Origin of the sequence: Variovorax sp. EBFNA2 (assembly GCF_033802765.1) — a bacterium.
Lineage (GTDB): Bacteria > Pseudomonadota > Gammaproteobacteria > Burkholderiales > Burkholderiaceae_C > Variovorax > Variovorax paradoxus_H.
This window is the reverse complement of the sequence record NZ_CP138496.1, coordinates 3,564,471-3,588,189: the sequence shown is the minus strand read 5'-3', so window position 1 is coordinate 3,588,189 and position 23,719 is coordinate 3,564,471. Positions and strand designations below refer to the sequence as shown.

Below are 23,719 nucleotides of genomic sequence, written 5' to 3'. Positions count from 1 at the left end.
GAAGGCCGTGCGCTCGCAAAGGCCCATGCCCTCACCCCGACCCTCTCCCCAAGGGGAGAGGGAGCAAGACCGCTGAGGCGCGGGCCAAAGCACGCGTCGCCGATAATTTTCAACATGACCCCCGCACCCACCCAACGCTACGCACGCGTGCTTTCCATCGCCGGCTCGGACAGCGGCGGCGGCGCCGGCATCCAGGCTGATCTCAAGACCTTCGCGGCGCTCGGCTGCTACGGCATGACGGCCATCACCGCGCTCACCGCGCAGAACACGGTGGGCGTCTCGGGCATCCACGGCGTGCCGCCCGATTTCCTGAAGGCGCAGATCCAGGCCGTGGTGGAAGACATCGGCGTCGACGCCGTCAAGCTCGGCATGCTGCACGCGCCCGAGGTGGTCGAGGTGGTGGCCTGGGCCATCGACCGCTACCAGCTGAAGAACGTGGTGCTCGACCCCGTGATGATCGCCACCAGCGGCGACCGCCTCATCGCAGCCGAGACCGTGCAGGTGCTGGTGCGCGAGCTGTTCCCGCGTGCCGTGGTGGTCACGCCCAACCTCGACGAGGCCGCCTTGCTGGTCGGCCATGCCATCGGCGGCATCGACGCGCTCGACGGCGCGGCGGACGAGCTGCTCGCGCTCGGCGCGAAGGCCGTGCTGCTCAAGGGCGGTCACCTGCCGGGCGACGAAGTGGTCGACGTGTTGCTGGAGCGCAGCGGCGCGCGCAAGCGGCTCGCGTCGCAGCGCATCGCCAGCCGCAACCTGCACGGCACCGGCTGCACGCTCTCGTCGGCCATCGCCGCGCACCTGGCACTGGGGTTGGCGCTGCCCGAGGCGGTCGAGCGCGCACGCGCGTACATCCTCGGCGCGATGAGCGCCGGTGCGAACGTACAGGTGGGCGCGGGCCACGGTCCGCTCAACCACGGCTTTGCGCCAGTGCCGACCCACCGCTTGCCGCTGTCGGCCGGCTGAGCCACGCCAGAACGAAAGTCGCCGCCAGCGTCGGCAGCGCCGAACCGAACTGCGGCGCCCACTTGGCCAGCGCGTGGTAAGCCGCAATGCCTGCGAGCCAGATCAGCGCCGCGCCCCAGTCGATGGTGCGCGTGCCGCCCGCCGACACGGCGTTCCCGCTGCCCAGTCGGCCGAGGATCACGCCGTAGAGCGGCACGAACACCGAACTCAGCAGCAGCAGGAAGGGTTCGAGCGTGTGCATCGGCAGCACCAGCGCGAGGCCGATGCACAGCACCGCCAGCAGCAGGCCCCAGCGCTTCACGCTCCAGCGCGGCAGCAGGCTGTGCGTGGACACCGAGCCCGAGTACACGTCGCCATAGGCGTTGTCGAGTTCGTCGATGAGGATCAGGCCCAGCGCTACCAGGCCACCCTGGGCCAGCAGCAGCGCCATGACCAGGCTGGTGCCCGGCTCGGCCACGCTCACGACCATCACGCCGAGCGCGTAGCACCAGATGTTGGCGAGCGCGTAGCCGATCCACGTGCCGCTGAACGCGCTGCCCAGACCGCCGGCGGCGCTGCGCTTGCCGTGGCGCGCGTAGTCGGCCACCAGCGGCAGCCACGACACCGGCATTGCAATCACCAGGTCGAGCGCGCTGAACATGCCCATGCTGCCGTTGCCAGGCCGTGCCCAGAAGGCGTCCAGGCCCTTGGCGTGCAGCTGTGTCGCGAACTGCCAGCTGAGCCACAGCAGGGACAGCACCACCAGCGGCAGCCCGAAGCGGCTCACGAAGCGGCGCACCAGCTTGACCATCGAGCCTGCGAGCAACGCCAGCAGCACCGCGCCCCACAGCAGCGTGGTCAGCACGCCGCCCCAGGCCGTGCCGAGTGCGGGGCCGAAGGCCTGCTGCCCGATGGCCTGCGTGCCCTCGCGCATGATCACGAGCTCGAAGGTGGTCCAACCTACCAGCTGCACGATGTTGAGCAGCACGGGCAACCGCGCGAAGGCGCTGCCGTAGGTGGCGTGCATCAGGCCGGCGCTGGCCAGCCCGGTTTCGCAGCCCAGCCGCGCGGTCCAGGCCAGCAGCCCGGCGCCGAGCAGCGAGCCCAGCACGATGGCCAGCGCCGCGTCGCGCGTGCCCACGGCCGGCACCAGGTAGGCGCCGATCTGCATCACCAGCAGCCCCACGCCGAGGCTGAACCACAGCGAGGCGTGGTCGTGCCAGCCGAAGACGCGCCGGGAGACGGGCAGGGGCGTGAGCGCTTCGTTGCCGGACGAAGCGGAACTGTCGTTGTCGTTGTGTGCCATCCGTTTGCTCCAGTGCAAAAGGTTTGGCAGGTGGGCGAGGCTCCAGTGGCGTGGCCGTCACGCGAGAGAACGTGAGAGGCCACCGGACCAGCTTCCCTGCGCGAGGATTACCTCAAGCCATGCAAATAAACATGGCGGAACAGGTTCAAAGGGTGTTTTCTCAGCCGGGCCGACAAGTCGGGCCAGCACCCCTAGCGAGCAACGATTCTAGGCGCTTGCGCGCGTCTGCGAAATATCTGGCCTATGCGACTACAGGCTGCGCGCTGTGTCGTTGCCAGAACATGCCTAATTCGAGAGAAAGAGCAGAGAACGACTCTTGCAACTCCCTGAGGTCGTGCGTGTGCAGTCGAGTCCTTTTATACGGCTGACGAGGATCTCCCACGAAAATTTTCCGTCGCTCGCTAGCCTCGCGCCCAAAATAAACAGTCCCGTGGGCCAGGTGATTTCGGCGCTTGGAACTTCTGGTGGCACTCTGTCGCAGGGTGGCCCAGGTTTTCTTTTCTTCTTCACCAACACGTTTCGAGTTGGTGACTACGGCATCAACCATGTCTAGCTTCGAGCGAAAACCAGTCGTCGAATAAAACGAGGAGGACATTGCCTCGTAGTCTGGGGACCTGATCAGACAGGCAAATATCGCGAACAGCCTGAGTTCGACCTCGGACCATATGGAAAAGCATTCGCCGTACGCGACATAAAACTCTTCGTATTCCAGCTTATCTGGAGTCGCCCCGTCGCCACGGTCGGCCGTCGGGCCAATGGGCATGAATCGAAACTGATTGGGTGCTGACATATCAAGTTGGAGAACGGGTTAACGGGCGGTTGGAGATTCGCTGCTTCCACATTGGTGGCACTCGCTGCATTAGCCGGCGAATTGTATTTGGCTCATAAAGCTCAACGCCCGCAATTGCGGGCGTTTTCTTCTTCAGATCCGAGAGATGCTCGGCCCGGTTCTTGTGCTCAGGTTTTCGTGGCGGTCTTAGCCAATGGCACGCTGAGCACGCGCAGGAAGCCTTTGCCCTGCAGCTGGTTGCGGTAGCAGTTCACCGCGACCGCTTCCGCCTCGCGCGCCACGTCGTCGCCAGCGCTGACTACTGTGCCGTCATCGAGCACGATGGCCAGCCGCGCCGGCTTCCCGTTGACGCTGACTCGCAAGCCCTCATGCGAAACCGCTGTGATGACCACGCCTTGAATGGCGCCGGTCTGCTGGTGGCCGATCATAGAAGTGACCCTTGTTGGCCCTCAGCCCGGGCGACCAGGTCGATGGCAATCTTCATGACGCGCAGGTACTCGGTCGACGGCCGCTTGTCGACCTCCTGGCCAGGACGATAGTGCCGCCAGATCTCGTTCTTCTGCGACTGGGGCACCATGGCCCAATGCCGGCCGCACATCAGGTGCTTGGGCGGGCAGGCCTTGCTGCAGCCCTCGGCGTGGCAGGTGTGGGTCATTGAGGCAGCTCCACGTCGAAGAACCCGAGCGCGCCCTTGAGCGGGATGAAGGGCAGCGGCTTGGCATCGCGCAGCACGAACCCGATGTAACCCATGTACCAAGGCGACCACAGCTGCACGTCGGTTTCGACCAGGTGCGCCGATCCGACGATGCCGCCGCGCTCGAGTTCGCCCGCCGGCGGCAGGATCTCGACCAGGTGCTTCAGGCGATGGTCGGTTGCGAGAAAGCGGCGCGCCTCCTGGTACTCGCGCGCCGTCATGCCCTTGCTGGCGTGCACGAGGAATTCACCGCGGTGGGCCGTCGACCAGGTCCGGTTCTCGACGTCCTTGTGGGCGTTCACGATGAGCCATGCCCACGGCTGGCGGATCGACAGCGCCTTCATGATCGTGCCTCGATCACGCGGCCGCCGGCGGCGCGCACACGGCCCTTGGCCAGGTCGATCGCCTTCACGGCCTCGGCGGAGCTGAGCTGCTCGAGCTGGAAGCGATGCAGTTCGACGGCGGCCTTCACGTCGTCCAGTTCTTGGTAGTACAGCGCGGTGGGGAACCACTCGCCCGTGGCCATGGCGCGCAGCTTGATGCCCTGCAGGGCTCGTTCGGCGGCCTCGAGGTGGCCGCGCATGCCGCGCACGACGCCCTTGTCTTCGATGGCGATCGCGATCTCGACGGAGCTGGCCAGGATCGACCATTGCAGCTCCGAGGCCACGCCTTCACGCAGCGCGGTCAGGCTGGATTCGATCGGGCCCAGCACCTGGCCGAGTTCGTGGGCGGTCAGCCGCGTGACCTTGCGCACGACCAGGCTCATCGTGTGGGCGGTCGGCGCGTAGCGTACGCGGCGGGGAGGGCGGCCGTGGCTCATGATGCGGGCACCTCGACCACTTCCAGCACCTCGGCGTCGAACTCGGCGATCTTCGGCCAGCGGCCCACGCGGCTGATACCGGTGAAGTTCACCTGCCAGCGCGGAGTGCCGGCGCCCATCACCTCGCCGCTGACCTTGCCTTCCTTGTCGAGGTAGGCGCTGTTCGCGCCGTGCGACATGGTCGGACGCACCCGCACGCGCTTGCCCAGGGCGATCGGCTCCTGCACCACCTTGCTGCGAGCCTCTTTCGGAAACGGCCATGCCTGCAGCGGAGTGAGCGAACGCGCGGCAGGTGCCGCGCCTTCCTCTTCAGCTGCGCCGCCAGGCGCCTGGACTGGTTCCCGAGCGGCGTCAGCCGCGCTTTCCTGCCCTGCGCCGTCAGGCGCCTGATCGATGGCCTGGAACGCGTCAGCGATCTGCGCCTGGACCTCCTCAGCCGAAGGCTTCCTCGCGCGTGGTTTCTGCGCCGCAGGCGGGGCGGTCGATTTTTTTGCGCCTTGGGCCTTTGCGCTCGCCGGCGCGCTGTCCTCGGACTTCTGAGCCTTGACCTTCGGCCGCGCGGCTTCCTCGAGTTCGTCCTTGACCGCCTTCTTGATCGGCGCCAGGTCGACCGCGTAGTCTTCGGCCACGGCCGCGATGCGCTTGGCCTCGATCGGCGTGCCGTTCGACCAGCTCACCAGCTGGAGCATGTCTTGCTGCATGAGCAGTAGGTACATCGCCTGTTCCGCGCGCAGGACGTCGGCGTTCGCGAGGTAGTCCTCGATGGCGGCCTGGTCTGCGACCTTGCCCAGCCCGAGCAGCTCGCACACGTGCTGCCGTTCATCGCCGCGCAGTCCGCTGAGCAGCTCCGAGGCGATCAGGCGAGCGACCTTCTCGCCGATCTCGCTGCCGTGGACGGAATCGGCCATGACCTGGTGCACCACCGCGATCGCGCGCTTGCGCCAGGTCTTCTCGTACTTCGCCGCGGCATTGCGCTTGGCCTCGTCGGCCGAGATGACGCGATCGCTGCGTGACTGCTGGGGCGTGATGCGGCCGCTTTCCTTGAGCAACTTGGTGACCTTCTCCGCTGGCGCCACTTCGATCAGTTCGCCGCCCTTGTGCGGGTTCTGCATGAGGATCGGCTCGGGCGCATCCTTGCCCAGGATCGTCTTGAGCATCTTGCTGCCGCCCACGCGTTCATCGGGCCGGTCGAGCCGCACGTAGCCGTCGATCTTGCCGTGCTCCCAGGACCACAGCTTCTTCGCCTCTCGCTCGCCGATGATCTTCTGCCCCCGCGCCTTGGCCACGGCGAGCACGGCCTCCTCGTGCGCGGCCGCCTTCGCATGGAAGCACTTCGGGTCGACGCACACGTCGGCACTGTCGACGTCGGCGAACAGATCCGGCGCCGCTCCCGTGCGCTTCGTGCAGTCCTTGCAGCTGCCGGCCTCCGGCACCAGCGAGGCGTCGGTGATCTTGAAGCGGGCTGCATCGAGCCGCAGCATGACGTTCTGCTGGGCCCAGCGCACGAAGGCTCGAAAGCTGGGCACCGCGTCGTTGAAGTCCTTGCGCGTGGCTTCCTGCAGGGCCTTGTGCTGCAGGGCTGCATCGGGGATGCGGGCGATCACCAGCGCGCGGCTGGCGTCGATCTTGTCCTCGTAGAAGGCCGCGCGTGCGTCAGAGGTCAGTTCGAGCAGCTTGAGCCGTGCATAGACGTAGCTGCGGCTCTTGCCCACCTTGTCGGCCAGCTGCTCCTTCGTGACGCTGGTTTCCTTGCACAGCCGCTCGTAGCCCTCGGCCTCTTCCATCGGGTGCAGGTCGTCGCGCTGCAGGTTCTCGATGAGCTGGACCTCGAGCACCTGCGCGTCGGTCATCTTCTTGACGATGGCCGGGATCTTGGCCCGGCCGGCCATCGTGTTCGCGCGCTTTCTACGGGCGCCCATGATGACCTCATGCGAGGGCAGGGGCGCGCCCTTGCGTCGGCCTTCGAACGTCTCGTGCAGCCGGCTCGCGGGCAGCACGCGGACCACGATCGGTTGCTGCACACCGTGCACTTTCACGCTCTCGGCGAGTTCCTTGAGGCGTGGCAGGTTGAATGTCTGGCGTGGGTTGGTCAGGCTTTCGACGACCATGTCGTCGTCGAGCATGACGAACTCGCCGTCATCGAGTTCGGTGTCCTCGATCGCCGCGCCGCTGTCGGCAGAAAATTCTTTGGTGGACATGGTTCAGCCTTGCAGCGTGTGACGCGTGATCGCGGTGATGCCGTTGCCGGGACCATCGCGGTGGACAGTGGACGGGGTGTGGCCAACTGCGGTCGGCGTGCCTGCGAGGGGGGGGGCTTCGAGGAACGGCGCGCTCGCCTGATTGGTGGCCCTGAGGTAGTCGACTTCGACCTTGGCGCTGTCGACCAGGACGGACGCCACCTGCGCGATCGCGCGGGCGCGATCGGGCTCCATGGGGTGCTCGCGGTTGCGCAGATCCGCGAGCGTGTCGAGCAGCTGCGTGCGCAGCTGGGTGATGTGGGGGGTGCTCATGACGATGACCTTTCCTCGTGCTCGCGAGCGATGCGGTTGACCTGGCGGGTGATGGCGCCCTTGAGCTGCACGAGCTTGGCCAGCTCGGGCGATCTGGCGCGGGGATGGTTGCGCTCGGCGCTCGCGCCGCGCGTGATGCACTCGAGGCGATCGACGGTGATCTCCTCGAGCACGTTGGTGCGCATGCCCGGCTTGAACACCACGATGTGGTCGTCGGGCACCGGGCCGTTGGCCGCGATCCAGACCACTCGGTGCACCGGATGCCAGCGCACATGGTTCGGGCCGGGCAGGTCGTTGGCCTTGACCTGGAGAACCAGCTGCTTCGAGCCGCTGCCGCCCGGCACCAGGCGCATGGTGCCGACCGGCACCCAGGTGTGCGGCCGCTGGCCGGGCTTGAATCGCGTCTCGGCGGACCTGCCGCCCGCGACGACGTGCTTCCCCTTGTTCCACGGCGTGTGGCCTTTCTGGAACCTCTTGGCCACCATCGCCTGGTGCTGCATGCCGCGCTGGATGCGGCCGGCCATGTCGCTCGCGAGGTACTCCGGCGACTTCGACAGCCCGAGGGCGTTGGCCTTCGCGTAGACCCGAGCGAGCGGGACGTCGAGCGCGCCGGCGACGACGGCCGATGCATAGATCGGGTACCAGTCGCGCAGCAGCTGGACCATCACAGGCGTCCAGCGCACGCGGTTCTGAATGATGCCGCGCGACTTCGTCATGCCGGCACCGTGACGGATGCGCCGGCAATGCCGGTCTCGGTGGACAGGAACTCGCTGAGCACCAGCTGCTGCAGGTGGCGCACGTCGTGGCTGTTCGCCAGAATCACGTCGGGCATGAACTCGCTGCCGTCGGTCGCGCTCACGTGCGAGCCCTCGGAGGTCGTGGTGCTGTTGATGCCTGGGCGCGTCACCTTCCAGATGTGGCCCCCGAGAAAGCGGACTGTGTCGGCTTCGTTCCGGAAGCGGCAGTCGGTGATGACGAACCGCTTCTCGCCGTCGCGTATGTAGTTGGCCAGGCGCTTCAGCAGCAGGCGTGCCCAGTAGTGCGAATGGGTGGCGCGCCGGTACTCGGTGCCCCACCACTGCAGGATCTGGCGCGGTGCGCGCGGCTGATCGAGCCATTCGTCAGCGGGTTGGCCGGAGCCATTGCGCGGAATCTCGATCCCACTGAGCGCGATGGCGGCGAGCAGCTCGCGCGGCGCGCGGCGCAGCGCCAGCGCGCTGATGGGGTGGTTCTTCGTGCTCGGGTGCGCGAGGTGCAGGATCTCGACGCCGAAGCCGTCTGCCACCTCGGCGCGCAGCGCGTCGGCGAAAGCGACTTTCCGAAAGCCGAGGTGCGCAACCAGGAGGTCGGCGATGGTGTCCTTGCCGACGCCGGCGTAGCCGGTCAGCGCGATGATGTGCTTCTTCATGGGTGGGCCTTGGGGGAGGGGAGAAGGGCCACCGAGCGCACGTCGGGCAGGCAGTCCCGGCGGATGCCCTTCAGCGGCGTGGTGATGGCGACGCAGGCACCCTTGTGCAGGGTCCCCGCCTTCGTCTGGGCCTTGCCGAACTCGGGCTTCGAGAACACGAGTTCGGCATGGACCTTCAGGTCGGCGCCGGACAGCGGCCGCAGGTCCATGCTGATGACAGGCACGTCGACGCCGTCGGGCCCGTGACGGGTGACGACTTCGGCGGCCTCGAGCAGAACGCCCTCGACGCGGAGGTGGAAGGCGTCCAGATCGGCGCCGGCCGGCAGCGGCGCGTCGCCGAACAGGTCGGGCTCGTGCGCCTGTGCAGACGTCTGCACGGCCGGGGCGATCACGGACGACCCCCGGGAACCTCGGCGAGCGCGAGGGCCAGCATGCACAGGGCAAGCGTGGCGACGACGCCCAGGCCGAGGCTGTAGCGCAGGATGGCGTGCACCATCTGCTCGAAGGGCGTGAGCGTGGGGCGCAGGGCCTCGCGCGCCAGGGCCTCGAAGGCCCGCGGATCGGGGCCGCGCTTCATGGTGCCGCCCTCGAGTAGCGCGCGGCCTGGAGGCCGCTGCACGCCGTGGAGGCGACAGCGGAGACGGCGCCGTCGGTGAGCCGGTTCGCGCCGTCGACCGTCGCGCCCCAGCCGTAGAGCGCGATCACGATGCACGTGGCCGCAAGGGCTTGAAGGATGCTCATGCGCGCGGTCCTCCGCTTTGCTTTTCGTCGCCGCGGCTACCATGGCGGCTTCCACACAAGGAGGAACCAGCGATGGACGGAACCGACGAATTCGATGGCCGCTTGACCACCCTGTACAAGAAGGCGAGGGCCAGCGAGACAGCGGCAGCAACCGACACGTACGAGCGCCTGCGCACGGCCAAGGCCATCGCGCGGTCGCTGTTGGACAAGCCGTCCAACGCTGACGTGTTGGCGGTGCTTGCGTCGCTCACTGCGGCCGGGATCGCGGGAGACAACTTGTCCGCGTCGACCAAGACGGTCGAGGGCGACTCCGCGTAGGGCAGGCGAAGCGACACCGCCAGCAAGCGCTGGCCTGGCTGGGGGACGTCGACCACGGCCGCCAGCAATGCATCCTTGCTGTAGGGGTGCTCAGTTCGTCCCCAGTTCATGCTGCGCTCCCGGTGGCCTTGGCGATCACGGTGCGGGCGGCATCAAACTCAACCGTTGCTCGATCGGCGACGCGCACCACACCGTGAAGTGCGGCGAGCATTTCGGCGATCAGTTCGTCGCGGTCATCGAACGGAGCCAACTCGTGCGCGGGGACATGCTGGCGCCAGATGCTGAGCGCCCGGTCTTCCTCATTGCGCGCTGGGACGACGATCGGGGCGTCGAGCACGATGTCGGCTTCCAGCACGCGATCAGAGTCGAGCGAGAGGCCGTGCACGATGCCTGTGACCCGCTGCCCCTTGTAGTCACGATGGCGAACGCGCTGGCCGATGTGCAGCGAGATCACGATGCCGTGCCCGGGCGTGTCTTGCGCGGCACTCACGCTGGCACCTCGACCAGGTTGCCAAAGTCGTCCACAACGCCGAGCCCGCTGGTGAACCACACGCGCCCGGCGTCGTCATAGCGCTGAGCGCTCCAGTGGTAGCGCCCCATGGCGTCGCAGCCGTGCTGTCGCCTTGTGAGAAACGCGAACTCCTTGCTGCCCGCGTGGCAGACAACGGTGCATTCGCTGTCGGCATACGCCAAGGTGCGCCCGACGTTTGGCACCTGCAGCATGTGCAAGCCGTCGGCGCTGACGCGGCGCAGCTGGTTGAGCAGCGGCGCGACGCGGTGCTCGGGGTCGTCCTCGAAGCCCTCGAGGAAGCCGATGCAGCTGTCGAGCAGGACAGCGATCGGCTGGGGGGCCGCGTGCGCGGCGGGGAAGGGAATGACCATTTCGGCCTCCGTCGTTGATGACGGGGTCGACAATACCTACAGGTAAATTACCTGTCAATACCCACGGGTAAACTTCTCAATCGCTGCGGCGGCGTTGCCGCATGAGGCCTGGGAAGGGGATGATCTGAGCGGATTTCTTGACTACTGGCTGGCCCTCTTCGGCCGAGCCGACTCCGAATCAGGAGGAATGAGCAGGAGGATTGTTCGTTCGATATGGTCGCGTTGGTCTGCGCTCAGCCGGTTGTATTGGTGGGGGGTTACGCGAACGAAGGGCCATGCCACGCCACGTGAGATCGGAGAGGGAGGGGCCGCGTTGTGGGCTTGGCCCGTGGCCTTTCCCTGGGCGCTTGGCATTGCAGCGCCCAGCGGGAGATCGAACCAATCGGGCTGCAGTTCGAAGGCCTTCGTGGCATTGCGCAGCGTTTGCAGGCCTAGATTCTTTCGTCCCTTCTTGCCGGGCTCGTACAGCAGCCTCGATACGTAGTCGGGAGACTTTTCCAACTTCGCGGCGAGAGCTGCTTGGGTGAGGGCCAGGTCGGCTTTCAACTCGAGAAGTCGTTGACGCCAGTGCTCGGTCAGATCCATACCTGAATTCTTCAGTCTGATTACCATAAGGTAAATGACCTGAAGGTATTGACCTCATCTATACCCACGGGTAAAGTGCCGGCCTTATGGACACTTTGCGCGCCTACTTGAGCAGCCTCTCGACCGCCGAACAGGCGGCCTACGCGAAGCGCTGCGGGACTTCGATCGGATACCTCCGCAAGGCGATATCGAAGGGGCAGCGCCTGGGGGCGACCCTTTGCATCAGCCTGGATCGCGAGAGCGGCCGGGCCGTGCGTTTCGAAGACCTGCGGCCGGATTCCGACTGGAACTATGTGCGCAGCACTGCCGACGGTGCAGACGTGTGCATGGCCGGCGTCGCAGCCGAGGAGGGCGCTTGATGTCAGTCCCTGAAGATTTCCCGTTTGCAGACCGGGCAAGCCCAGTTGGAGAAGGAGTCGCCGGTATCGGTGAACCCGAGCACTGCCTTGACCCCCTTGTGAAAACAAGGCTGGCAGACATAGTGCACCGGCTCTGCATCGACTGGGTTCCCCGTACCGGAGGCCTCGACTTTGGACTTCAGGGCGAAGTTCCCCTTGGCGATTTCGACAAGCGAGTAGCGGCCGCGCTCCTGCAGGGCTGTCTCCAATTCCAGGTTCTTCTGCTGAGCATCGACCAGTTGCTGCTGCAGAGCCCACGCCGCCCCGGAGATAGCGAAGAGGCGCTGCTGCGCGTCGAGCAACTTGTTGTTCATCTCGACGACGGCCTCCGAGAGCTTGTTCGCGTCGCGCACGCCAATGGCTGCGTTGCCGAGGTCGTATGTCGCTTTCAACGAGCCGACGAGTCCGCTGATCAGGGTGAAGTCCATGGCTGAAATGTACTTCGCTACCTACTGTTGCGAGCGGGTGCTGGCCGGGGAGGGCGCCTGACATGTGGCCCTTTACCAAGAAGGCCGTAGAGCCCATCCATCTCGAAGCACTCGTCGCGCCGCCCGGCAGCACGGTGGTCCTGCGCAGCCCGCGGCCTTTGAGTCCTGAGCAGAGGGCTGACTTGAGGGCGTACGCAATGAAGCGACGCAACGAGGTCGGCGTGCACATCGTGCTGCTCGATGGGGAGTGGGAAGCCGTCGTTATCGGAGCGCCTGAATGAGGCTGGCCAACGCCCCCACGGCGCCGATCACTGCGGCCGTCAACGCCCAGCCGTTGCGGCGCATCCAGCGCGCTGCCTTTCGTAGCGGTGGAGCTACGGGATACCCCAGGGAAGTCCACATGGGCCCGCTGAACGCGTCCGCGATGCGCTCGTCCCAATGCTTCGCCTTCCAGCGCTGCCAGATTGATTTCTTCTCCATGCGCGGATTGTCGTCCGACGCACAGGCTGAGGGCATCTGAGATGAAGCCCAAGAAGCCCATCGCCTGGCGCCGCCGCATGGAGGCTGGCGTCCTTGCTGCGAGTCGGTCAGCGCATGTCGGCTGGCACTTCACCACCGGAGAAGTCGCCACCGCGCACATGGTGCGTGAGGCGGTGCGTGCTAGTGAGCGCGTTCCGGGGCAATCGAAAAGAGCGTGTCCCGGAACAGGTTGCGCGATTCGTCCGGAATGGTCGTCACGAGTGACAGCTCGAGATACGAATCTGCGAGCCCTCTCAACGAAGCGGAAAGCCCTGCTGGTGCTCCTGCGTAGAGCATTTGGAGCGCTGCGTGGTGTGCTGCGTCGCGGATTCTCATCCGATTGAGCTCGGCCGTGATCTCTTCCAAGTTCATTTTGTCCGCCCCTCGCGGGGTCCGTGTTGTGGAACTCGGACTCTACCCCGCGAGGGTGCGGGCACCCCTTTCCCCCCGCCGCCGACCACTTCGGCGCGCCTGCTTGCCATTTCCCTTCTCCTCCTTCGCCGCGCGCGGGCAGGTGCGCGGTGTTGGGCATGCCGAGGCGGCGGGGTCTTTGTGTTGTTGTCATGGCCCGAGTCTCTCCAGTCCGGAGCGCGACGGCTATGGCGTTTTTTGAGTTCGACGGATATGAACGTACCTGACGCACTGCGCCGCATGACGAAGACCTACCCGGGCGGCACCCTCGCGCTCGCGCGCCGGATCACCACGTCGGAGAAGGCCGCCTCGACGATGGACAAGGAGCTGCGAGGAGCGCCGGGCTTCAAGCTGGGCGTCTTCGATGCGCTCGAGATGTCGGCCCTGTGCATCGAGATGCGCACGCCGGGCTCCCTCGACTTCATGACGGCGCTGGCCGCCGAGCTGGGCGTGTTGATCATCCCGCTACCGAGAACGGAGGGCGCGAACACGCCAGAGGCGGTTCGTGCGCTGGCCAGCCACTCGAGCCAGTCTGCGGCGCTGCTCGCCGAGGCCTGCAATTCGCTCGCCGACAACGACATTTCGGACAACGAGCTGCTGCGATGCCAGCGGCGAGCAGCTGATGCGGTCGCCAGCATTCAGGCGCTGCTGCAGGCCATGGCCGAGATCAACCTGGCGGGCAAGCCGCAGGGAGGCGCATGAGGCCCGCCGGCGAGGTTCGGCAGGTGCTGTTGAAGGCGGCGGAAGAACTGACGACGGCCGACAAGTCGCCCACGCTGCTCGAGATGGCCTGCCACGCGAAGGTCGGGTTCATGGACGCGCGCCGCACCGTCAGCAACATGAACCGCGCGCGCGTCCTGGTCGTGGTGCGCACGCGCAAGGTTCCGTACCGGAATCGGCCTGTGGCCGAGTACGCCCCGCGTCAGCAGATCGAAGCCCTCCGCATCCAGTGCACGCCCCTGCTCGAGATGTTCGCGAGCTGGGCAACCCCCATCGTCTGACGCATGACAGACAAGTCTCAGCAGCGCCCCGATATCAACTTCGCGGCACTGGCGGATGCGCTGCTTTCGCAGGCGAAAACTCTCGTTGCGCAGTGGCTGCCCGGTGGCAAGCTGGAGAGCGGTGAGTGGGCCGTACACAGCATCTGGCGCACCGAGAAATCGGCAAGCCTGAAGGTGTGCGTCGAGGGCGTGAACATCGGGAAATGGGCCGACTTCGGTGGTGACCAGCGCGGCAACGACCTGATCAGCCTCTACGCTGCGATCCACGGCCTGAACATGGGCCAGGCGGCCAAGCAGCTCGCGCAGGACTACGGCCTGGAGCGAGAAGCGAACATCGTCACTTCGGCGAGCGGCGCGCCGCGGCCGCCGCCTCCACCGGCGCCACCTGCGCCGCCGCCTTCGTCACGGCCGGAGCGAGAGCCCGAGGGCTGGACAACGCAGGTGCCCGTGCCCGAGAACGCGCCGGCCGCGACTTTGCGCCACCACTACCGCACGCACGCCGACATCGACCACAAGGCCGAGTACCGCGTCGACGGCTTCCTGCTCGGCTACGTGGTGCGCTTTCGCACCAGCGATGGCGGCAAGGAGACGTTGCCGTACACCTGGTGCGTGAGCGCGAGGGACGGCGGCGCCCGGTGGCACTGGCGGCAATGGGACGCGCCGCGGCCGCTGTACTACCCCGGCGGCAAGCACCCCGAGGGCCGCACGGTCATCCTGGTGGAAGGCGAGCGGAAGGCCGAGGCGCTGCAGCAGCTGCTCGACGCGGGCGCGCCAGGTGTGTACTGCGTGGCCAGCTGGCCGGGCGGGTGCAAGGCCTGGAAGAAGGCGCACTGGAAGTGGCTGGCCGGCGCCACGGTGCTCCTCTGGCCCGACTGCGACGGCAAGCGCGAGATCCTGAACAAGGCCGAGCGCGCGCAGTGCGGTGATGACCCGATGGCCCTGGCCGCCGCGCAGGCCATGAAGCCGCTGCTGCCCGCGGCCAAGCAGCCGGGCATGTCGGCCATGCTGGGTATCGGCGCCACGCTCCAGTCGGCCCATGCCTGCACCGTCAGCATGCTGCCGATCCCCGAGCCGCTCGACGTGCCCGACGGCTGGGACTGCTACGACGCCATCCACACTGACGGGTGGGACTTCGACCGCGTGCTGGCCTTCTTCGGCGGGGCCGAGCGGCTGAAGACGGTCGACCTGCTGGAGGCCGCGCCGGCGCCGGGCGTCGAGCAGGAAAAAAAATCGGACCCTCCAGCTGCCGCAGGGGCCAAGTCCGAGCTGCCCTGGTGGTTGGAGATGTTCGTCGACGAGAAGACCGGCTCGGTGCGCATGACGCGCAAGACGGTCATCGCCTGCCTTCGCAACGACCCGGTGCTCGAGCCGTGCCTCGGCTTCAATCAGCTGAGCGGCGAGATGTCGACGCGCACCGCCTGGCCGTGGCGCTCCGCCGGCGGCCCGATGGACGACAACGACGATCTCCGTCTGAGCGACTGGCTGAGCACCACCTACCGCGTGCCTGGCGCTGCCCGGGCGGCCGTGACCGAGGCGATACACACGGTGGCCGACTCTCGTCCCTTCCACCCCGTTCGCGACTACCTCAATGGCCTGAAGCATGACGGCAAGCCGCGATCCGAGAAGTGGCTCATGCACTGCGCGCAGATCGACCCGTCGACCTTGACGCCCCAGCGGCTGAAGTACTTCCAGATGATCAGCAAGTTCTGGCTCATCGGCATGGTGGCTCGCATCATGGAGCCGGGCTGCAAGTTCGACTACTCGCTGGTCCTGGAAGGCCTGACGGGCCGGCGCAAGAGCACGCTGGCAGAGGTGATGGCAGGCAAGGACTGCTACAGCGACACGCACTTCGACATCGGCGGCAACAAGGACGGCTTCGACCAGCTGCAGGGCCTGTGGGTCTACGAGCTGTCGGAGATGAGCGCACTGCGCAAGGCGGACTCGGAACAGGTCAAGGCATTCTTCTCGAGCTCGAGCGACCGATACCGGGCCAGCTACGGGCGCTACGTGCAGAACCACCCGCGCCAGTGCGTGATCATCTGCACGACCAACAAGCGGCAGTACCTCTACGACACCACCGGCAACCGGCGCTTCTGGCCGATCTGGATCGATATGCCGCTGCGCATCGAGTGGTTCATGCGGTGGCGAGATCAGCTCTTCGCGGAGGCTGTGGCGCTCTATCGCGCCGGCGGCGAAGCGGGGCGGTTCGCGCCCACGCTCGAGGAGGAGCAGCTGTACTTCGTGCCCGAGCAGGAGCTGCGCCTGGTAGAGACCGGCGTGCAGGGCGAGCTGCTGCGCCTTCTGACCCGCCCGGGCGCTGCGTCGACCGACAAGGGCGACACGATGCTGGTGAACGAGCTGTGCAACTTCGTGACGATGCCGATGCTGATTCGCGCACTGGGCACGGACGTGGGCAAGAGCACCGCGCAGCTGGAGTCGCAGATCCGAGGCTGGCTCGATGCGCAGGGCTGGGAGCGCAAGCGCTCCCCGGTGCCGATCGCAGGCTCGCGCCCGTATGGCTGGGTGCGACCGAAGAACTGGCCACCAGAGCCGCCAGCTGAAGCCAATGCAGCGCCGGGGCCGGAGAGCCCGAAGCCCGGCAACGACGACGACGACGACAGCCGCCACGCGCAGGCGGCTTCAACGCAGGACGATGATGACGTGCCGATCTGAGCAGCGAAGGCCATGCGCGGCCGAAAAGCTCAGTGCACGACAAATGCGCTGTGCCGCATCACCCATGGGAGGCGAGATTCGCGATGGGTGCCGGGAACCGGCGGGGGCAGTGCGCCTCCGATGTGGCGCAACCGCAGGGAAGTCATCGCATAGCCCCATGACGTAGCCCGATCCGTCCATCCGTCCATGCGTCTGCATGGAGACCTTGCGGCGCCGTTTCTCCACAACGGTCAGTCGAGGCCGCTGCATTGTCGCGGCGCGGATGGTCACCAATGCGCAGGCATGCGTATGTGGGTGGGCAGGCGGGCGCTCGCGCGCTCGCGCCCGAGCCCGAACTTGTGTGTGTTGTCTCTATAGAAATCAATGGACGGATGGACGGAAAGGACGGATCAGCATGACTCAGGCAGCAAAGAAGGTCGATATGCGCAGTGCCATGCCGAAGACGGCATCGATGGTCGATATGCGCCGCGCTGAGTGGGGCAAGGAGTACGTGCACGCCATGATCAAGCGAGGCGTGGCTGGCGAGCCGAACTGCTTCTATGCCGCTGAGGCAGGCCACACGCTCGGCACGCCGTTCGCGGGCCCGATCGCCGAAGACGTGGCCTGGCACATGGTCACGTTCGGCGTCGACGCGATGTGCTTCTTCCAGGCTCCGAAGGCGACCGATGGCACGCATTGAGTACATGCGGCTTCGGCTCAACAACTGGGCGCTGTGGAAGGTGCGCGAGTCCAGCGGTGGCCTGGGCTGGAGCACCCAGTCGGTCCTGCTGAGCGAGCCTGCCAGCGGCTACCGCGAATCAATCATCCCGATTGACGATGTCGACGCCGAGCTGACCAACACCGCGGTCGAGGCGCTGCGGCCTGCGCGACAGCACCTGTACGACACGCTGCAGCACGTGTACCCGCAGGGCTACACGCTGGCCGGCGCGGCCGCAGCGCTCGGCGTTGCGCCGTCGACGATCAGCGCGAGGCTTGAGCAGGCCGACATGGCCCTGATGCTGTGGTTCCGTGAGCGTCGCGAGAAGGCGCAGGCAAAAAGGAGTTTTACGACATAGAAGGTTTCGGTACATTTCAGGCACTCTGAGTGACACGTACCTGGAACTCATGCATCCGAGCCCGGCAGCACCCGCTGACCGGGCTTTTTCATTGGGGGTGTCGAATGGCATCAGCAGCACCGAGGCCGTGCACCCATCCCGGCTGCGGGCGATTGGTGCGCGATGGCAGCGGCCGTTGTGTGCTTCACCCTGCGCCGATGTGGCTGAAGAAGCCGAATGCAACGAAGCGCGTGACGGGCCGGCGCCTGCAGGCGATGCGCGCCGCGCTGTTCCAAGAGAACCCGCTGTGCGTGACGTGTCAGGCGCTCGGCCTGGTGGTGCTGGCAACGCAGCGAGATCACATCCTGTCGCTCGAAGAGGGCGGCGCTGACAGCGTGGAGAACACGCAGGGGCTGTGCGAGCCGTGCCACGAGGCCAAGTCGCTCGCCGAGGCGCTCAGAGCCCGCACGGGCCGCTCTCGCGGGCCCTGATTCGCCTCTGGCTCAATAATGCAACAGTGTTGCGTTTTTGCGACGGTAGGGGGGTCAAAAGTCCGGCCCCTCCCAAAGGGAAACCGGGCGTCTAGTCGGATTTTTACGCGCGCAAGTTTCGGGGGGAGGGGGTACCTCCACCGAGGGGTGCAACCATTTTTTTGAAGGATTTTTGAGCCATGACAGGATCGCGAGGACCGCTGCCGAAGCCGAATGTGCTGAAGCTGCTGTCCGGGAACCCGGGCAAGCGCCCGCTCAACCTTGCAGACGGGGTGAACCCGCGCGTTGAGATCCCGAGCGCGCCGCGTCATCTGGGCAAGGAAGCCGCGAAGGAATGGAAGCGCATCACGCCGCTGCTCGAGGAGCTGGGCTTGATCAGCGGCCTCGACCGTGCGGCACTGGCGCTGTACTGCCAGGCGGTGGGCCGTCTCACCGAGCTGGAGATGGCATTCAACGCCAAGGTCAAAGGGCACACCGACAACGGCATGGACTACGCCGAGGCTGTCTACCAGGTGAGCCACGGCCTGACGCCGAATGGCTTCGCCCAGCAGTCGGTGCTCTTCCAGATCCTGCGGGCTCACCGCGAGGAAGTGAACCGGTATCTCGGCCACTTCGGCCTGTCGCCCTCGGCACGCGCACGCGTCACGCCGTCCAACTTCCTGCAGCCGGATCTGCCGGGCATGCCCGAGGCGCCGACGCCGGGCGCCGGCTTCGCCAAGTTCGCCCAGCCACAGCGATGACCTACCACGTGGAACGCGCCGCGCAGTACATGCGCGACGTGGTCGCGGGCGTTCGCCCGGCAGCGAAGTGGGAGAAGCTGGCCGTGAAGCGCCAGCTCGCCGACCTGGCGCGCGCGCAGGGCGACGGCTGGCCCTGGCGCTTCGACCCGGAGCTGGCGAGCAGGCCGTGCGAGTTCATCGAGCTGCTGCCGCACATCAAGGGGCAATGGGCACGAGACCGGAAGCTGTTGTCGCTGGAGCCGTGGCAGTGCTTCATCCTGACAACCGTGTTCGGCTGGGTGCACAACGTGACCGGCCTGCGGCGCTTCCGCGAGGCCTATATCGAGGTGCCGCGCAAGAACGGCAAGTCGGCGCTGTCGAGCGGCGTGGGCCTGTATATGCTCGCGGCCGACGGCGAGGAGGGCGCAGAGATCTACAGCGCGGCTACGACGCGCGACCAGGCGCGCATCGTCTTCGACGATGCGAAGTTGATGGCCGAGCGCACGCCCGGCCTGCGCACGTACTGCGGCGTCGCGATCATGCAGCACTGCATCACGGTCGCGAACACTGCCAGCAAGTTCTCTCCGCTGGCCGCCGAGGGCAGCACGCTGGACGGCCTGAACGTTCACTGCGCCGTGATCGACGAGCTGCACGCACACAAGACCCGCGCCGTGTATGACGTGATCGACTCCGCGCGCGGCGCGCGCACGCAGTCGCTGCTGTGGAGCATCACGACCAGCGGCAGCAACCGCGCCGGCATCTGCTACGAGCGGCGCACGCACATCACGAAGATGCTGCAGGGGGTGATCGTTGACGAGACCACCTTCGGCATCGTGTACACGATCGACGAGAAGGACGATCCGCTCGACCCGGCGAACTGGGCGAAGGCGAACCCGAACTGGCTGGTGTCGGTGCTGCGCGATGACATGGAGGCTGCGGCGCGCAAGGCTTCGGCCATGCCGTCGGCGATGGCCGGCTTCCTGACGAAGCGCCTTGACGTCTGGGTGAGTTCCGACAGCGCCTGGATGGACATGGTCGCATGGGAAAAATGCGCCGACCCAAGCCTGCGGCGCCAGGACTACGAGCATCTGCCGTGCTGGATTCCTCTGGACCTGGCCAGCAAGGTCGACGTCGCGGCCGCGCCGATCCTGTTCTACGACCGTGAGATCGACCACTACTACCTGTTCAGCCGGTTCTACCTGCCAGAGCGGGCGATCGAGCGCTCGACGAACAGCCAGTACGAGGGCTGGCGCCTGTCGAAGCACCTGAAGGTGACCGAAGGGGACGTCACCGACTTCGACGTCATCGAAGACGACCTGCGTGCAGACGTCTCCACGCTGAACGTCGAGGAACTGCCCTTCGACCCTTGGCAGGCCACGCAGCTTGCGAGCCACCTGCTGAGCGAGGGCGCGCCGATGGTGGAGTACCGCCAGACGGTGCAGAACATGAGCGAGCCGATGAAGACCTTCGAGGCTCTCGTGCTGCAAGGAAAGATCACGCACGACGATAACCCGATGATGAACTGGATGCTCAGCAACGTCGTCTGCCACCGGGACGCCAAGGACAACATCTACCCGCGCAAGGAGCGCGAGGAAAACAAGATCGACGGCCCCGTGGCGGTGATCATGGGCTTCGGCCGGGCCATAGCTGTTCGAGTGGCAGAGAACCTCGACGACTTCATCAACGAACCTATCAGCAGCTAATGGCCTACAGCCTCGCATCCTTCATCGGTTGGTTTGGTTGGGGCAGCGGCGCCCTGGCCGAACGAATCGGGCAGCAGCAGCTGCAGCCGGCCACCGCCATCGTTCCCAACCAGCCGAGCCAGGGCGTCGACAGCGCGCTGCAGATCAGCACGGTGTGGGCATGCATCGATCGCCGCGCGACCCTGATCGCGAGCTTGCCGTTCTTCGCCTACGACCAGACCAACGGTCAGAAGACGTTGGCCAGGTCCAGCCGGCTGTTTGGCCTGCTGCACGAGTCGCCGAACGGCCGAATGACCCCGTTCGAGTTCTGGCGGGCGATGATGATGAACCACGATCTGCGGGGCAATGCATACGCCCGCGTCGACCGGGATGAGCGCACAGGCGAGGCCATCTCGCTGTGGCCGATGCCCGCTGACCAGGTGGAGGTTCGCGTCCTCGACGACGGGACCATGGTCTATGCCTACCGACTCGGCGACGACCTGGCGGTGCTCGCCGAATCCAGCGTGTTGCACCTGAAGAACCTGGGCAACGGCACGATGGGGCTGTCGAAGCTTGAGTTCATGCGGGCATCGATGAACGAGGCCGTCTCTGCGCAAGGCGCTGCGACCACGTGGTTCGCGAATGGCGGCAAGCCGACCGGCGTGCTCATGATCGACCGCCTGCTGACGAAGGAGCAGCGCGCAACGCTCAAGGTGAACTTCGCAGACCTGGCCGACGGCTCGACCTCGCGGCTGAAGGTGCTCGAGGCGGACATGAAGTACGCGCAGGTCAGCATGACGCCGGAGCAGCAGCAGCTGCTCGAGACGCGCAAGTACGGCGTCGAGGAGCTGTGCCGCTGGTACGACACGCCCCCGGTGCTGGTGCACCACGCCAACGTGACGGCATGGGGAACGGGCATCGAGCAGATCTTCGACGGCTTCTACAAGCTGACGATCCGGCCGATGGCCGTGAACATCGAGCAGGCGGTGCGCAAGCGGGTGATGACACCCGCGCAGCGAGCGCGCATGGCGATCGAGTTCAACCTCGACGCGCTGCTTCGCGGAAACGCGAAGGACCGGGCCGAGATCGCGGCCAAGAAGGTGCAGAACGGGCTGGCCACCCGCAACGAAATGCGCCAGCTCGAGAACGAGCAGCCGCTGCCGGGCGGCGACGTGCTGACCGTGCAGGCCAACCTGTTGCCGATCGCACTGCTCGGCAAAGTCAAACCAACCATTTCCGGAGGCACAGATGCTTCTTCGCAAGACCCTCAAGCTCAGTGATGTCAGCCTGAAGATGGAGGGCGAGACCGGCAAGTTCTCCGGCTACGCCTCTGTCTTCGGCGGCGTCGACAGCTACGGCGACACGCTCATCAAGGGCGCCTTCGAGTCGACGCTCCGCACCTACGGCAAGCCGAAGATGTTCTTCAACCATGAGTGGTCGATGCCGATCGGCAAGTACCTGGTGGCCAAGGAAGACGACCACGGCCTGTTCGTCGACGGCGAGTTGACGCCCGGCCTGGGGCTGAGCGCCGATGTGCGCGCGGCCATGGTCCACGGCACGCTGGACGGGCTGAGCATCGGCGGCTACGTGAAGGCGGGCGACTACGAAGACACGGAGCAGGGTCGCGTCATCCGCAAGTGGACCAAGCTGATGGAAATCTCGCCGGTCGTGTTCCCGGCCGACGGTGCCGCGCGCATCGACGCGGCCAGCGTGAAGGGCGGCGACTTCGTGGAGATCATCGAAGGCATCGAATCGATCCGAGATCTTGAGAGCTTCTTGCGGGATGCAGGCGGCCTCAGCAAAGGGGCCGCCGTAGCGCTGGTGGCTCGCGTCAAGAAGGTGATGGGCGTCGTGGGGGAACCCGACGTCAAGACCATCGAGGCGAAGGCTCTGACCGAGCTGCACGACCGGCTCGCCCGGATCTCGCAGATCGGCGCATAGCAGCGCGCATTCCGCAACCAGCAGCCGCCCACGGGCGGCTTTTTTATTTCTGAGAGGTAATTCACATGAACCGCATCCGTACCCGTTCCATCCTCGGCCTGGCCGTCTGCGCCCTGGCCTTCGTATCGATCACCGCGCAGGCCGCGGGTGTCGATGTTGTCGGCTTCGTCGCCGCGCACCCGAACCTGTTCGCGACGCTCGGCCTCATGGGCATGGTCGGCGAGATCGATCTGAAGACCGTGACGCAGCAACTCGACAAGATCGAGACCAACCTGAAGGCGATGTCCGACAAGGCCGAGGGCGAAATGAAGACCCTGGGCAAGGTCAGCGAAGACACGAAGACCGCGCTCGACAGGCTGGGCACTTCGCAACGCGAGTTCGCTGATCGGCTCACGCAGCTCGAGCAGAAGGGCCTCGTGACGCCCGAGCCGAAGCTGGTCGAAACCTGGGGTTCGCAGGTGGTCAAGTCCGATTCGCTGAAGGCCTTCCAGAACGGTGGTGCGCAGAAGGCGCGCATCGAAGTGAAGAACACGCTCGTCGGCTCCGACGCCACGGTGGCCCCTGATCGCCGCGTGGGCATCGTGGCCGGTGCCGCGCAGATGCTGACCATGGAATCCTTCCTGAACTCGCTGCCGACCTCCAGCAACGCGATCGAGTTCACGAAGGAATCGTCGTTCACCAACAACGCGGGCGAGACTGCTGAAGGTGTGGCCAAGCCCGAATCCGCGATCACCTTCGCGCTGGTGAACATGCCGATCTCGACCGTCGCGCACTGGATCAAGATCAGCCGCCAGCTGGCCGCCGACAACGCGGCGCTCGCCGCGTACGTGAACAACCGCATGCGCTATGGCGTCAACCGCAAGGTCGAGACGCAGCTCGTGACCGGTGACGGGGTTGCCCCGAACATCTCGGGCATCTTCGATGCCGGCAACTTCACCGCACACGGCATCGCCGACGCGGCGCTGGGCACGGTGCTGAAGAAGGTGGTCCTGATCCGCAAGGTGATGGCTGCCTCGTGGGCCGCGGGCTACCCGGCCGACGCGGTGCTGCTCAACCCGATCGACTGGGCCGAGATCGAGATCGAGTTGCTGGTCACGCCTGGCGGCCAGTCGCGCGTGTCGGTCGACGAAGCCGGCGTGACCCGCCTGTTCGGCATCCCGGTGATCCAGTCGGTGGGCGTCGCCGCTGACACCTTCGCCGTCGGCGCTTTCGGCCAGGCCTACACGGTCTACAACCGCGAGGGCGTGACGGTCGAGCTGTCGGAATCCGACGCCGACAACTTCACCAAGAACCTGGTGACGATTCGCGCGGAACGCCGGCTTGCGCTGGCGACCGAAGTGCCGGCCGCTGTGCGCGGCGGCGACCTGACCCCGGCCTGATGACGACGGGGTGGCTCCAGCAGCCACCCCATTCCATCGACAAGCTC

At 66.2% G+C, this 23,719-nt stretch carries 33 protein-coding genes; 16 read left to right on the top strand and 17 right to left on the bottom strand.

Annotated elements, in window-relative coordinates; genetic code table 11:
• Positions 1–114: 114 nt before the first annotated feature.
• On the top strand, positions 115–963 hold the full coding sequence (gene thiD / locus RZE79_RS16900) for a bifunctional hydroxymethylpyrimidine kinase/phosphomethylpyrimidine kinase (RefSeq protein WP_319355521.1): 849 nt from the start codon (positions 115–117) through the stop codon (positions 961–963).
• Here the strand turns inward: thiD and RZE79_RS16895 are convergent.
• The 13 genes from RZE79_RS16895 to RZE79_RS16835 form a co-directional block, all read right to left on the bottom strand.
• Positions 908–2,248, bottom strand: a complete 1,341-nt coding sequence (locus tag RZE79_RS16895) for a cytosine permease (RefSeq protein WP_319355520.1) — start codon at positions 2,246–2,248, stop codon at positions 908–910. The genes thiD and RZE79_RS16895 overlap by 56 nt on opposite strands.
• Positions 2,249–2,489: 241 nt before the next feature.
• Positions 2,490–3,038: a hypothetical protein gene (locus RZE79_RS16890; RefSeq protein ID WP_319355519.1), complete on the bottom strand. Its 549-nt coding sequence runs from the start codon at positions 3,036–3,038 to the stop codon at positions 2,490–2,492.
• Between the two features lie 167 nt (positions 3,039–3,205).
• Positions 3,206–3,466 (bottom strand): hypothetical protein, encoded by a 261-nt coding sequence (locus RZE79_RS16885; protein WP_319355518.1) that lies wholly within the window; start codon positions 3,464–3,466, stop codon positions 3,206–3,208.
• On the bottom strand, positions 3,463–3,693 hold the full coding sequence (locus RZE79_RS16880) for a hypothetical protein (protein ID WP_319355517.1): 231 nt from the start codon (positions 3,691–3,693) through the stop codon (positions 3,463–3,465). Before RZE79_RS16880 ends, RZE79_RS16885 begins: the two co-directional genes overlap by 4 nt.
• The gene (locus tag RZE79_RS16875) at positions 3,690–4,076 is read right to left on the bottom strand and encodes an ASCH domain-containing protein (protein WP_319355516.1); all 387 of its coding nucleotides are present in this window, start codon (positions 4,074–4,076) and stop codon (positions 3,690–3,692) included. The genes RZE79_RS16880 and RZE79_RS16875 overlap by 4 nt, the downstream gene beginning before the upstream one ends.
• A complete protein-coding gene (locus RZE79_RS16870; RefSeq protein ID WP_319355515.1) occupies positions 4,073–4,552 on the bottom strand; it encodes a hypothetical protein in 480 nt (159 codons plus the stop codon). The genes RZE79_RS16875 and RZE79_RS16870 overlap by 4 nt, the downstream gene beginning before the upstream one ends.
• Entirely contained in the window at positions 4,549–6,750 is a 2,202-nt protein-coding gene (locus RZE79_RS16865) for a ParB/RepB/Spo0J family partition protein (protein WP_319355514.1), read from the bottom strand. Before RZE79_RS16865 ends, RZE79_RS16870 begins: the two co-directional genes overlap by 4 nt.
• 3 nt (positions 6,751–6,753) lie before the next feature.
• Positions 6,754–7,062, bottom strand: coding sequence for a hypothetical protein (locus RZE79_RS16860; protein ID WP_319355513.1), 309 nt, complete (start codon positions 7,060–7,062; stop codon positions 6,754–6,756).
• Positions 7,059–7,778, bottom strand: coding sequence for an HNH endonuclease (locus RZE79_RS16855; RefSeq protein WP_319355512.1), 720 nt, complete (start codon positions 7,776–7,778; stop codon positions 7,059–7,061). Before RZE79_RS16855 ends, RZE79_RS16860 begins: the two co-directional genes overlap by 4 nt.
• Positions 7,775–8,470 (bottom strand): hypothetical protein, encoded by a 696-nt coding sequence (locus RZE79_RS16850; protein WP_319355511.1) that lies wholly within the window; start codon positions 8,468–8,470, stop codon positions 7,775–7,777. The genes RZE79_RS16855 and RZE79_RS16850 overlap by 4 nt, the downstream gene beginning before the upstream one ends.
• A complete protein-coding gene (locus RZE79_RS16845) occupies positions 8,467–8,862 on the bottom strand; it encodes a hypothetical protein (protein ID WP_319355510.1) in 396 nt (131 codons plus the stop codon). The genes RZE79_RS16850 and RZE79_RS16845 overlap by 4 nt, the downstream gene beginning before the upstream one ends.
• Positions 8,859–9,047, bottom strand: a complete 189-nt coding sequence (locus tag RZE79_RS16840; protein ID WP_319355509.1) for a hypothetical protein — start codon at positions 9,045–9,047, stop codon at positions 8,859–8,861. The genes RZE79_RS16845 and RZE79_RS16840 overlap by 4 nt, the downstream gene beginning before the upstream one ends.
• Positions 9,044–9,211 (bottom strand): hypothetical protein, encoded by a 168-nt coding sequence (locus tag RZE79_RS16835; RefSeq protein ID WP_319355508.1) that lies wholly within the window; start codon positions 9,209–9,211, stop codon positions 9,044–9,046. Before RZE79_RS16835 ends, RZE79_RS16840 begins: the two co-directional genes overlap by 4 nt.
• A 72-nt stretch (positions 9,212–9,283) precedes the next feature.
• On the opposite strand from RZE79_RS16835, the gene RZE79_RS16830 reads away from it, so the two are divergent.
• Positions 9,284–9,529 (top strand): hypothetical protein, encoded by a 246-nt coding sequence (locus RZE79_RS16830; RefSeq protein WP_319355507.1) that lies wholly within the window; start codon positions 9,284–9,286, stop codon positions 9,527–9,529.
• A gap of 106 nt (positions 9,530–9,635) precedes the next feature.
• Here the strand turns inward: RZE79_RS16830 and RZE79_RS16825 are convergent, their stop codons facing one another.
• From RZE79_RS16825 to RZE79_RS16815, 3 genes are all read right to left on the bottom strand, one after another.
• Complete coding sequence (locus RZE79_RS16825) at positions 9,636–10,019, bottom strand: hypothetical protein (protein WP_319355506.1); 384 nt, start codon at positions 10,017–10,019, stop codon at positions 9,636–9,638.
• Positions 10,016–10,411, bottom strand: coding sequence for a hypothetical protein (locus tag RZE79_RS16820; protein ID WP_319355505.1), 396 nt, complete (start codon positions 10,409–10,411; stop codon positions 10,016–10,018). The genes RZE79_RS16825 and RZE79_RS16820 overlap by 4 nt, the downstream gene beginning before the upstream one ends.
• 141 nt (positions 10,412–10,552) lie before the next feature.
• The gene (locus tag RZE79_RS16815; RefSeq protein WP_319355504.1) at positions 10,553–10,996 is read right to left on the bottom strand and encodes a hypothetical protein; all 444 of its coding nucleotides are present in this window, start codon (positions 10,994–10,996) and stop codon (positions 10,553–10,555) included.
• A gap of 86 nt (positions 10,997–11,082) precedes the next feature.
• On the opposite strand from RZE79_RS16815, the gene RZE79_RS16810 reads away from it, so the two are divergent.
• Positions 11,083–11,355: a YdaS family helix-turn-helix protein gene (locus tag RZE79_RS16810; RefSeq protein ID WP_319355503.1), complete on the top strand. Its 273-nt coding sequence runs from the start codon at positions 11,083–11,085 to the stop codon at positions 11,353–11,355.
• 2 nt (positions 11,356–11,357) lie between these two features.
• On the opposite strand, the gene RZE79_RS16805 is transcribed toward RZE79_RS16810, so the two are convergent.
• Positions 11,358–11,822, bottom strand: a complete 465-nt coding sequence (locus RZE79_RS16805; protein WP_319355502.1) for a hypothetical protein — start codon at positions 11,820–11,822, stop codon at positions 11,358–11,360.
• 62 nt (positions 11,823–11,884) lie between these two features.
• On the opposite strand from RZE79_RS16805, the gene RZE79_RS16800 reads away from it, so the two are divergent.
• From RZE79_RS16800 to RZE79_RS16740, 13 genes are all read left to right on the top strand, one after another.
• On the top strand, positions 11,885–12,103 hold the full coding sequence (locus RZE79_RS16800) for a hypothetical protein (RefSeq protein ID WP_319355501.1): 219 nt from the start codon (positions 11,885–11,887) through the stop codon (positions 12,101–12,103).
• Positions 12,100–12,342, top strand: a complete 243-nt coding sequence (locus tag RZE79_RS16795; protein WP_319355500.1) for a hypothetical protein — start codon at positions 12,100–12,102, stop codon at positions 12,340–12,342. Before RZE79_RS16800 ends, RZE79_RS16795 begins: the two co-directional genes overlap by 4 nt.
• Positions 12,343–12,992: 650 nt before the next feature.
• A complete protein-coding gene (locus tag RZE79_RS16790) occupies positions 12,993–13,454 on the top strand; it encodes a phage regulatory CII family protein (protein WP_319355499.1) in 462 nt (153 codons plus the stop codon).
• Complete coding sequence (locus RZE79_RS16785; protein ID WP_319355498.1) at positions 13,451–13,753, top strand: hypothetical protein; 303 nt, start codon at positions 13,451–13,453, stop codon at positions 13,751–13,753. The genes RZE79_RS16790 and RZE79_RS16785 overlap by 4 nt, the downstream gene beginning before the upstream one ends.
• Positions 13,754–13,756: 3 nt before the next feature.
• Positions 13,757–16,426: a VapE domain-containing protein gene (locus RZE79_RS16780; RefSeq protein WP_319355497.1), complete on the top strand. Its 2,670-nt coding sequence runs from the start codon at positions 13,757–13,759 to the stop codon at positions 16,424–16,426.
• A 394-nt stretch (positions 16,427–16,820) separates the two neighbouring features.
• Positions 16,821–17,105 carry a hypothetical protein gene (locus tag RZE79_RS16775; RefSeq protein WP_319355496.1) on the top strand — a complete coding sequence of 95 codons (285 nt, stop codon included), beginning with the start codon at positions 16,821–16,823 and terminating at the stop codon, positions 17,103–17,105.
• Complete coding sequence (locus tag RZE79_RS16770) at positions 17,092–17,481, top strand: hypothetical protein (RefSeq protein WP_319355495.1); 390 nt, start codon at positions 17,092–17,094, stop codon at positions 17,479–17,481. Before RZE79_RS16775 ends, RZE79_RS16770 begins: the two co-directional genes overlap by 14 nt.
• 197 nt (positions 17,482–17,678) lie before the next feature.
• A complete protein-coding gene (locus RZE79_RS16765; RefSeq protein WP_319355494.1) occupies positions 17,679–17,951 on the top strand; it encodes an HNH endonuclease in 273 nt (90 codons plus the stop codon).
• Positions 17,952–18,130: 179 nt separating this feature from the next.
• A complete protein-coding gene (locus RZE79_RS16760) occupies positions 18,131–18,691 on the top strand; it encodes a phage terminase small subunit P27 family (protein ID WP_319355493.1) in 561 nt (186 codons plus the stop codon).
• Entirely contained in the window at positions 18,688–20,373 is a 1,686-nt protein-coding gene (locus RZE79_RS16755) for a terminase TerL endonuclease subunit (protein WP_319355492.1), read from the top strand. Before RZE79_RS16760 ends, RZE79_RS16755 begins: the two co-directional genes overlap by 4 nt.
• Positions 20,373–21,632: a phage portal protein gene (locus RZE79_RS16750; protein ID WP_319355491.1), complete on the top strand. Its 1,260-nt coding sequence runs from the start codon at positions 20,373–20,375 to the stop codon at positions 21,630–21,632. The genes RZE79_RS16755 and RZE79_RS16750 overlap by 1 nt, the downstream gene beginning before the upstream one ends.
• Positions 21,601–22,293 carry an HK97 family phage prohead protease gene (locus tag RZE79_RS16745; protein WP_319355490.1) on the top strand — a complete coding sequence of 231 codons (693 nt, stop codon included), beginning with the start codon at positions 21,601–21,603 and terminating at the stop codon, positions 22,291–22,293. Before RZE79_RS16750 ends, RZE79_RS16745 begins: the two co-directional genes overlap by 32 nt.
• A gap of 65 nt (positions 22,294–22,358) precedes the next feature.
• A complete protein-coding gene (locus tag RZE79_RS16740) occupies positions 22,359–23,672 on the top strand; it encodes a phage major capsid protein (protein ID WP_319355489.1) in 1,314 nt (437 codons plus the stop codon).
• Positions 23,673–23,719: the final 47 nt, after the last annotated feature.

Bases quoted from the DNA above. Each gene is read 5' to 3' on its own strand.
- thiD (WP_319355521.1), top strand. From the start codon at position 115: ATGACCCCCGCACCCACCCAACGCTACGCACGCGTGCTTTCCATCGCC.
- RZE79_RS16895 (WP_319355520.1), bottom strand. From the start codon at position 2,248: ATGGCACACAACGACAACGACAGTTCCGCTTCGTCCGGCAACGAAGCG.
- RZE79_RS16890 (WP_319355519.1), bottom strand. From the start codon at position 3,038: ATGTCAGCACCCAATCAGTTTCGATTCATGCCCATTGGCCCGACGGCC.
- RZE79_RS16885 (WP_319355518.1), bottom strand. From the start codon at position 3,466: ATGATCGGCCACCAGCAGACCGGCGCCATTCAAGGCGTGGTCATCACA.
- RZE79_RS16880 (WP_319355517.1), bottom strand. From the start codon at position 3,693: ATGACCCACACCTGCCACGCCGAGGGCTGCAGCAAGGCCTGCCCGCCC.
- RZE79_RS16875 (WP_319355516.1), bottom strand. From the start codon at position 4,076: ATGAAGGCGCTGTCGATCCGCCAGCCGTGGGCATGGCTCATCGTGAAC.
- RZE79_RS16870 (WP_319355515.1), bottom strand. From the start codon at position 4,552: ATGAGCCACGGCCGCCCTCCCCGCCGCGTACGCTACGCGCCGACCGCC.
- RZE79_RS16865 (WP_319355514.1), bottom strand. From the start codon at position 6,750: ATGTCCACCAAAGAATTTTCTGCCGACAGCGGCGCGGCGATCGAGGAC.
- RZE79_RS16860 (WP_319355513.1), bottom strand. From the start codon at position 7,062: ATGAGCACCCCCCACATCACCCAGCTGCGCACGCAGCTGCTCGACACG.
- RZE79_RS16855 (WP_319355512.1), bottom strand. From the start codon at position 7,778: ATGACGAAGTCGCGCGGCATCATTCAGAACCGCGTGCGCTGGACGCCT.
- RZE79_RS16850 (WP_319355511.1), bottom strand. From the start codon at position 8,470: ATGAAGAAGCACATCATCGCGCTGACCGGCTACGCCGGCGTCGGCAAG.
- RZE79_RS16840 (WP_319355509.1), bottom strand. From the start codon at position 9,047: ATGAAGCGCGGCCCCGATCCGCGGGCCTTCGAGGCCCTGGCGCGCGAG.
- RZE79_RS16835 (WP_319355508.1), bottom strand. From the start codon at position 9,211: ATGAGCATCCTTCAAGCCCTTGCGGCCACGTGCATCGTGATCGCGCTC.
- RZE79_RS16830 (WP_319355507.1), top strand. From the start codon at position 9,284: ATGGACGGAACCGACGAATTCGATGGCCGCTTGACCACCCTGTACAAG.
- RZE79_RS16820 (WP_319355505.1), bottom strand. From the start codon at position 10,411: ATGGTCATTCCCTTCCCCGCCGCGCACGCGGCCCCCCAGCCGATCGCT.
- RZE79_RS16815 (WP_319355504.1), bottom strand. From the start codon at position 10,996: ATGGATCTGACCGAGCACTGGCGTCAACGACTTCTCGAGTTGAAAGCC.
- RZE79_RS16810 (WP_319355503.1), top strand. From the start codon at position 11,083: ATGGACACTTTGCGCGCCTACTTGAGCAGCCTCTCGACCGCCGAACAG.
- RZE79_RS16805 (WP_319355502.1), bottom strand. From the start codon at position 11,822: ATGGACTTCACCCTGATCAGCGGACTCGTCGGCTCGTTGAAAGCGACA.
- RZE79_RS16800 (WP_319355501.1), top strand. From the start codon at position 11,885: ATGTGGCCCTTTACCAAGAAGGCCGTAGAGCCCATCCATCTCGAAGCA.
- RZE79_RS16795 (WP_319355500.1), top strand. From the start codon at position 12,100: ATGAGGCTGGCCAACGCCCCCACGGCGCCGATCACTGCGGCCGTCAAC.
- RZE79_RS16790 (WP_319355499.1), top strand. From the start codon at position 12,993: ATGACGAAGACCTACCCGGGCGGCACCCTCGCGCTCGCGCGCCGGATC.
- RZE79_RS16785 (WP_319355498.1), top strand. From the start codon at position 13,451: ATGAGGCCCGCCGGCGAGGTTCGGCAGGTGCTGTTGAAGGCGGCGGAA.
- RZE79_RS16780 (WP_319355497.1), top strand. From the start codon at position 13,757: ATGACAGACAAGTCTCAGCAGCGCCCCGATATCAACTTCGCGGCACTG.
- RZE79_RS16775 (WP_319355496.1), top strand. From the start codon at position 16,821: ATGACTCAGGCAGCAAAGAAGGTCGATATGCGCAGTGCCATGCCGAAG.
- RZE79_RS16770 (WP_319355495.1), top strand. From the start codon at position 17,092: ATGGCACGCATTGAGTACATGCGGCTTCGGCTCAACAACTGGGCGCTG.
- RZE79_RS16765 (WP_319355494.1), top strand. From the start codon at position 17,679: ATGTGGCTGAAGAAGCCGAATGCAACGAAGCGCGTGACGGGCCGGCGC.
- RZE79_RS16760 (WP_319355493.1), top strand. From the start codon at position 18,131: ATGACAGGATCGCGAGGACCGCTGCCGAAGCCGAATGTGCTGAAGCTG.
- RZE79_RS16755 (WP_319355492.1), top strand. From the start codon at position 18,688: ATGACCTACCACGTGGAACGCGCCGCGCAGTACATGCGCGACGTGGTC.
- RZE79_RS16750 (WP_319355491.1), top strand. From the start codon at position 20,373: ATGGCCTACAGCCTCGCATCCTTCATCGGTTGGTTTGGTTGGGGCAGC.
- RZE79_RS16745 (WP_319355490.1), top strand. From the start codon at position 21,601: ATGCTTCTTCGCAAGACCCTCAAGCTCAGTGATGTCAGCCTGAAGATG.
- RZE79_RS16740 (WP_319355489.1), top strand. From the start codon at position 22,359: ATGAACCGCATCCGTACCCGTTCCATCCTCGGCCTGGCCGTCTGCGCC.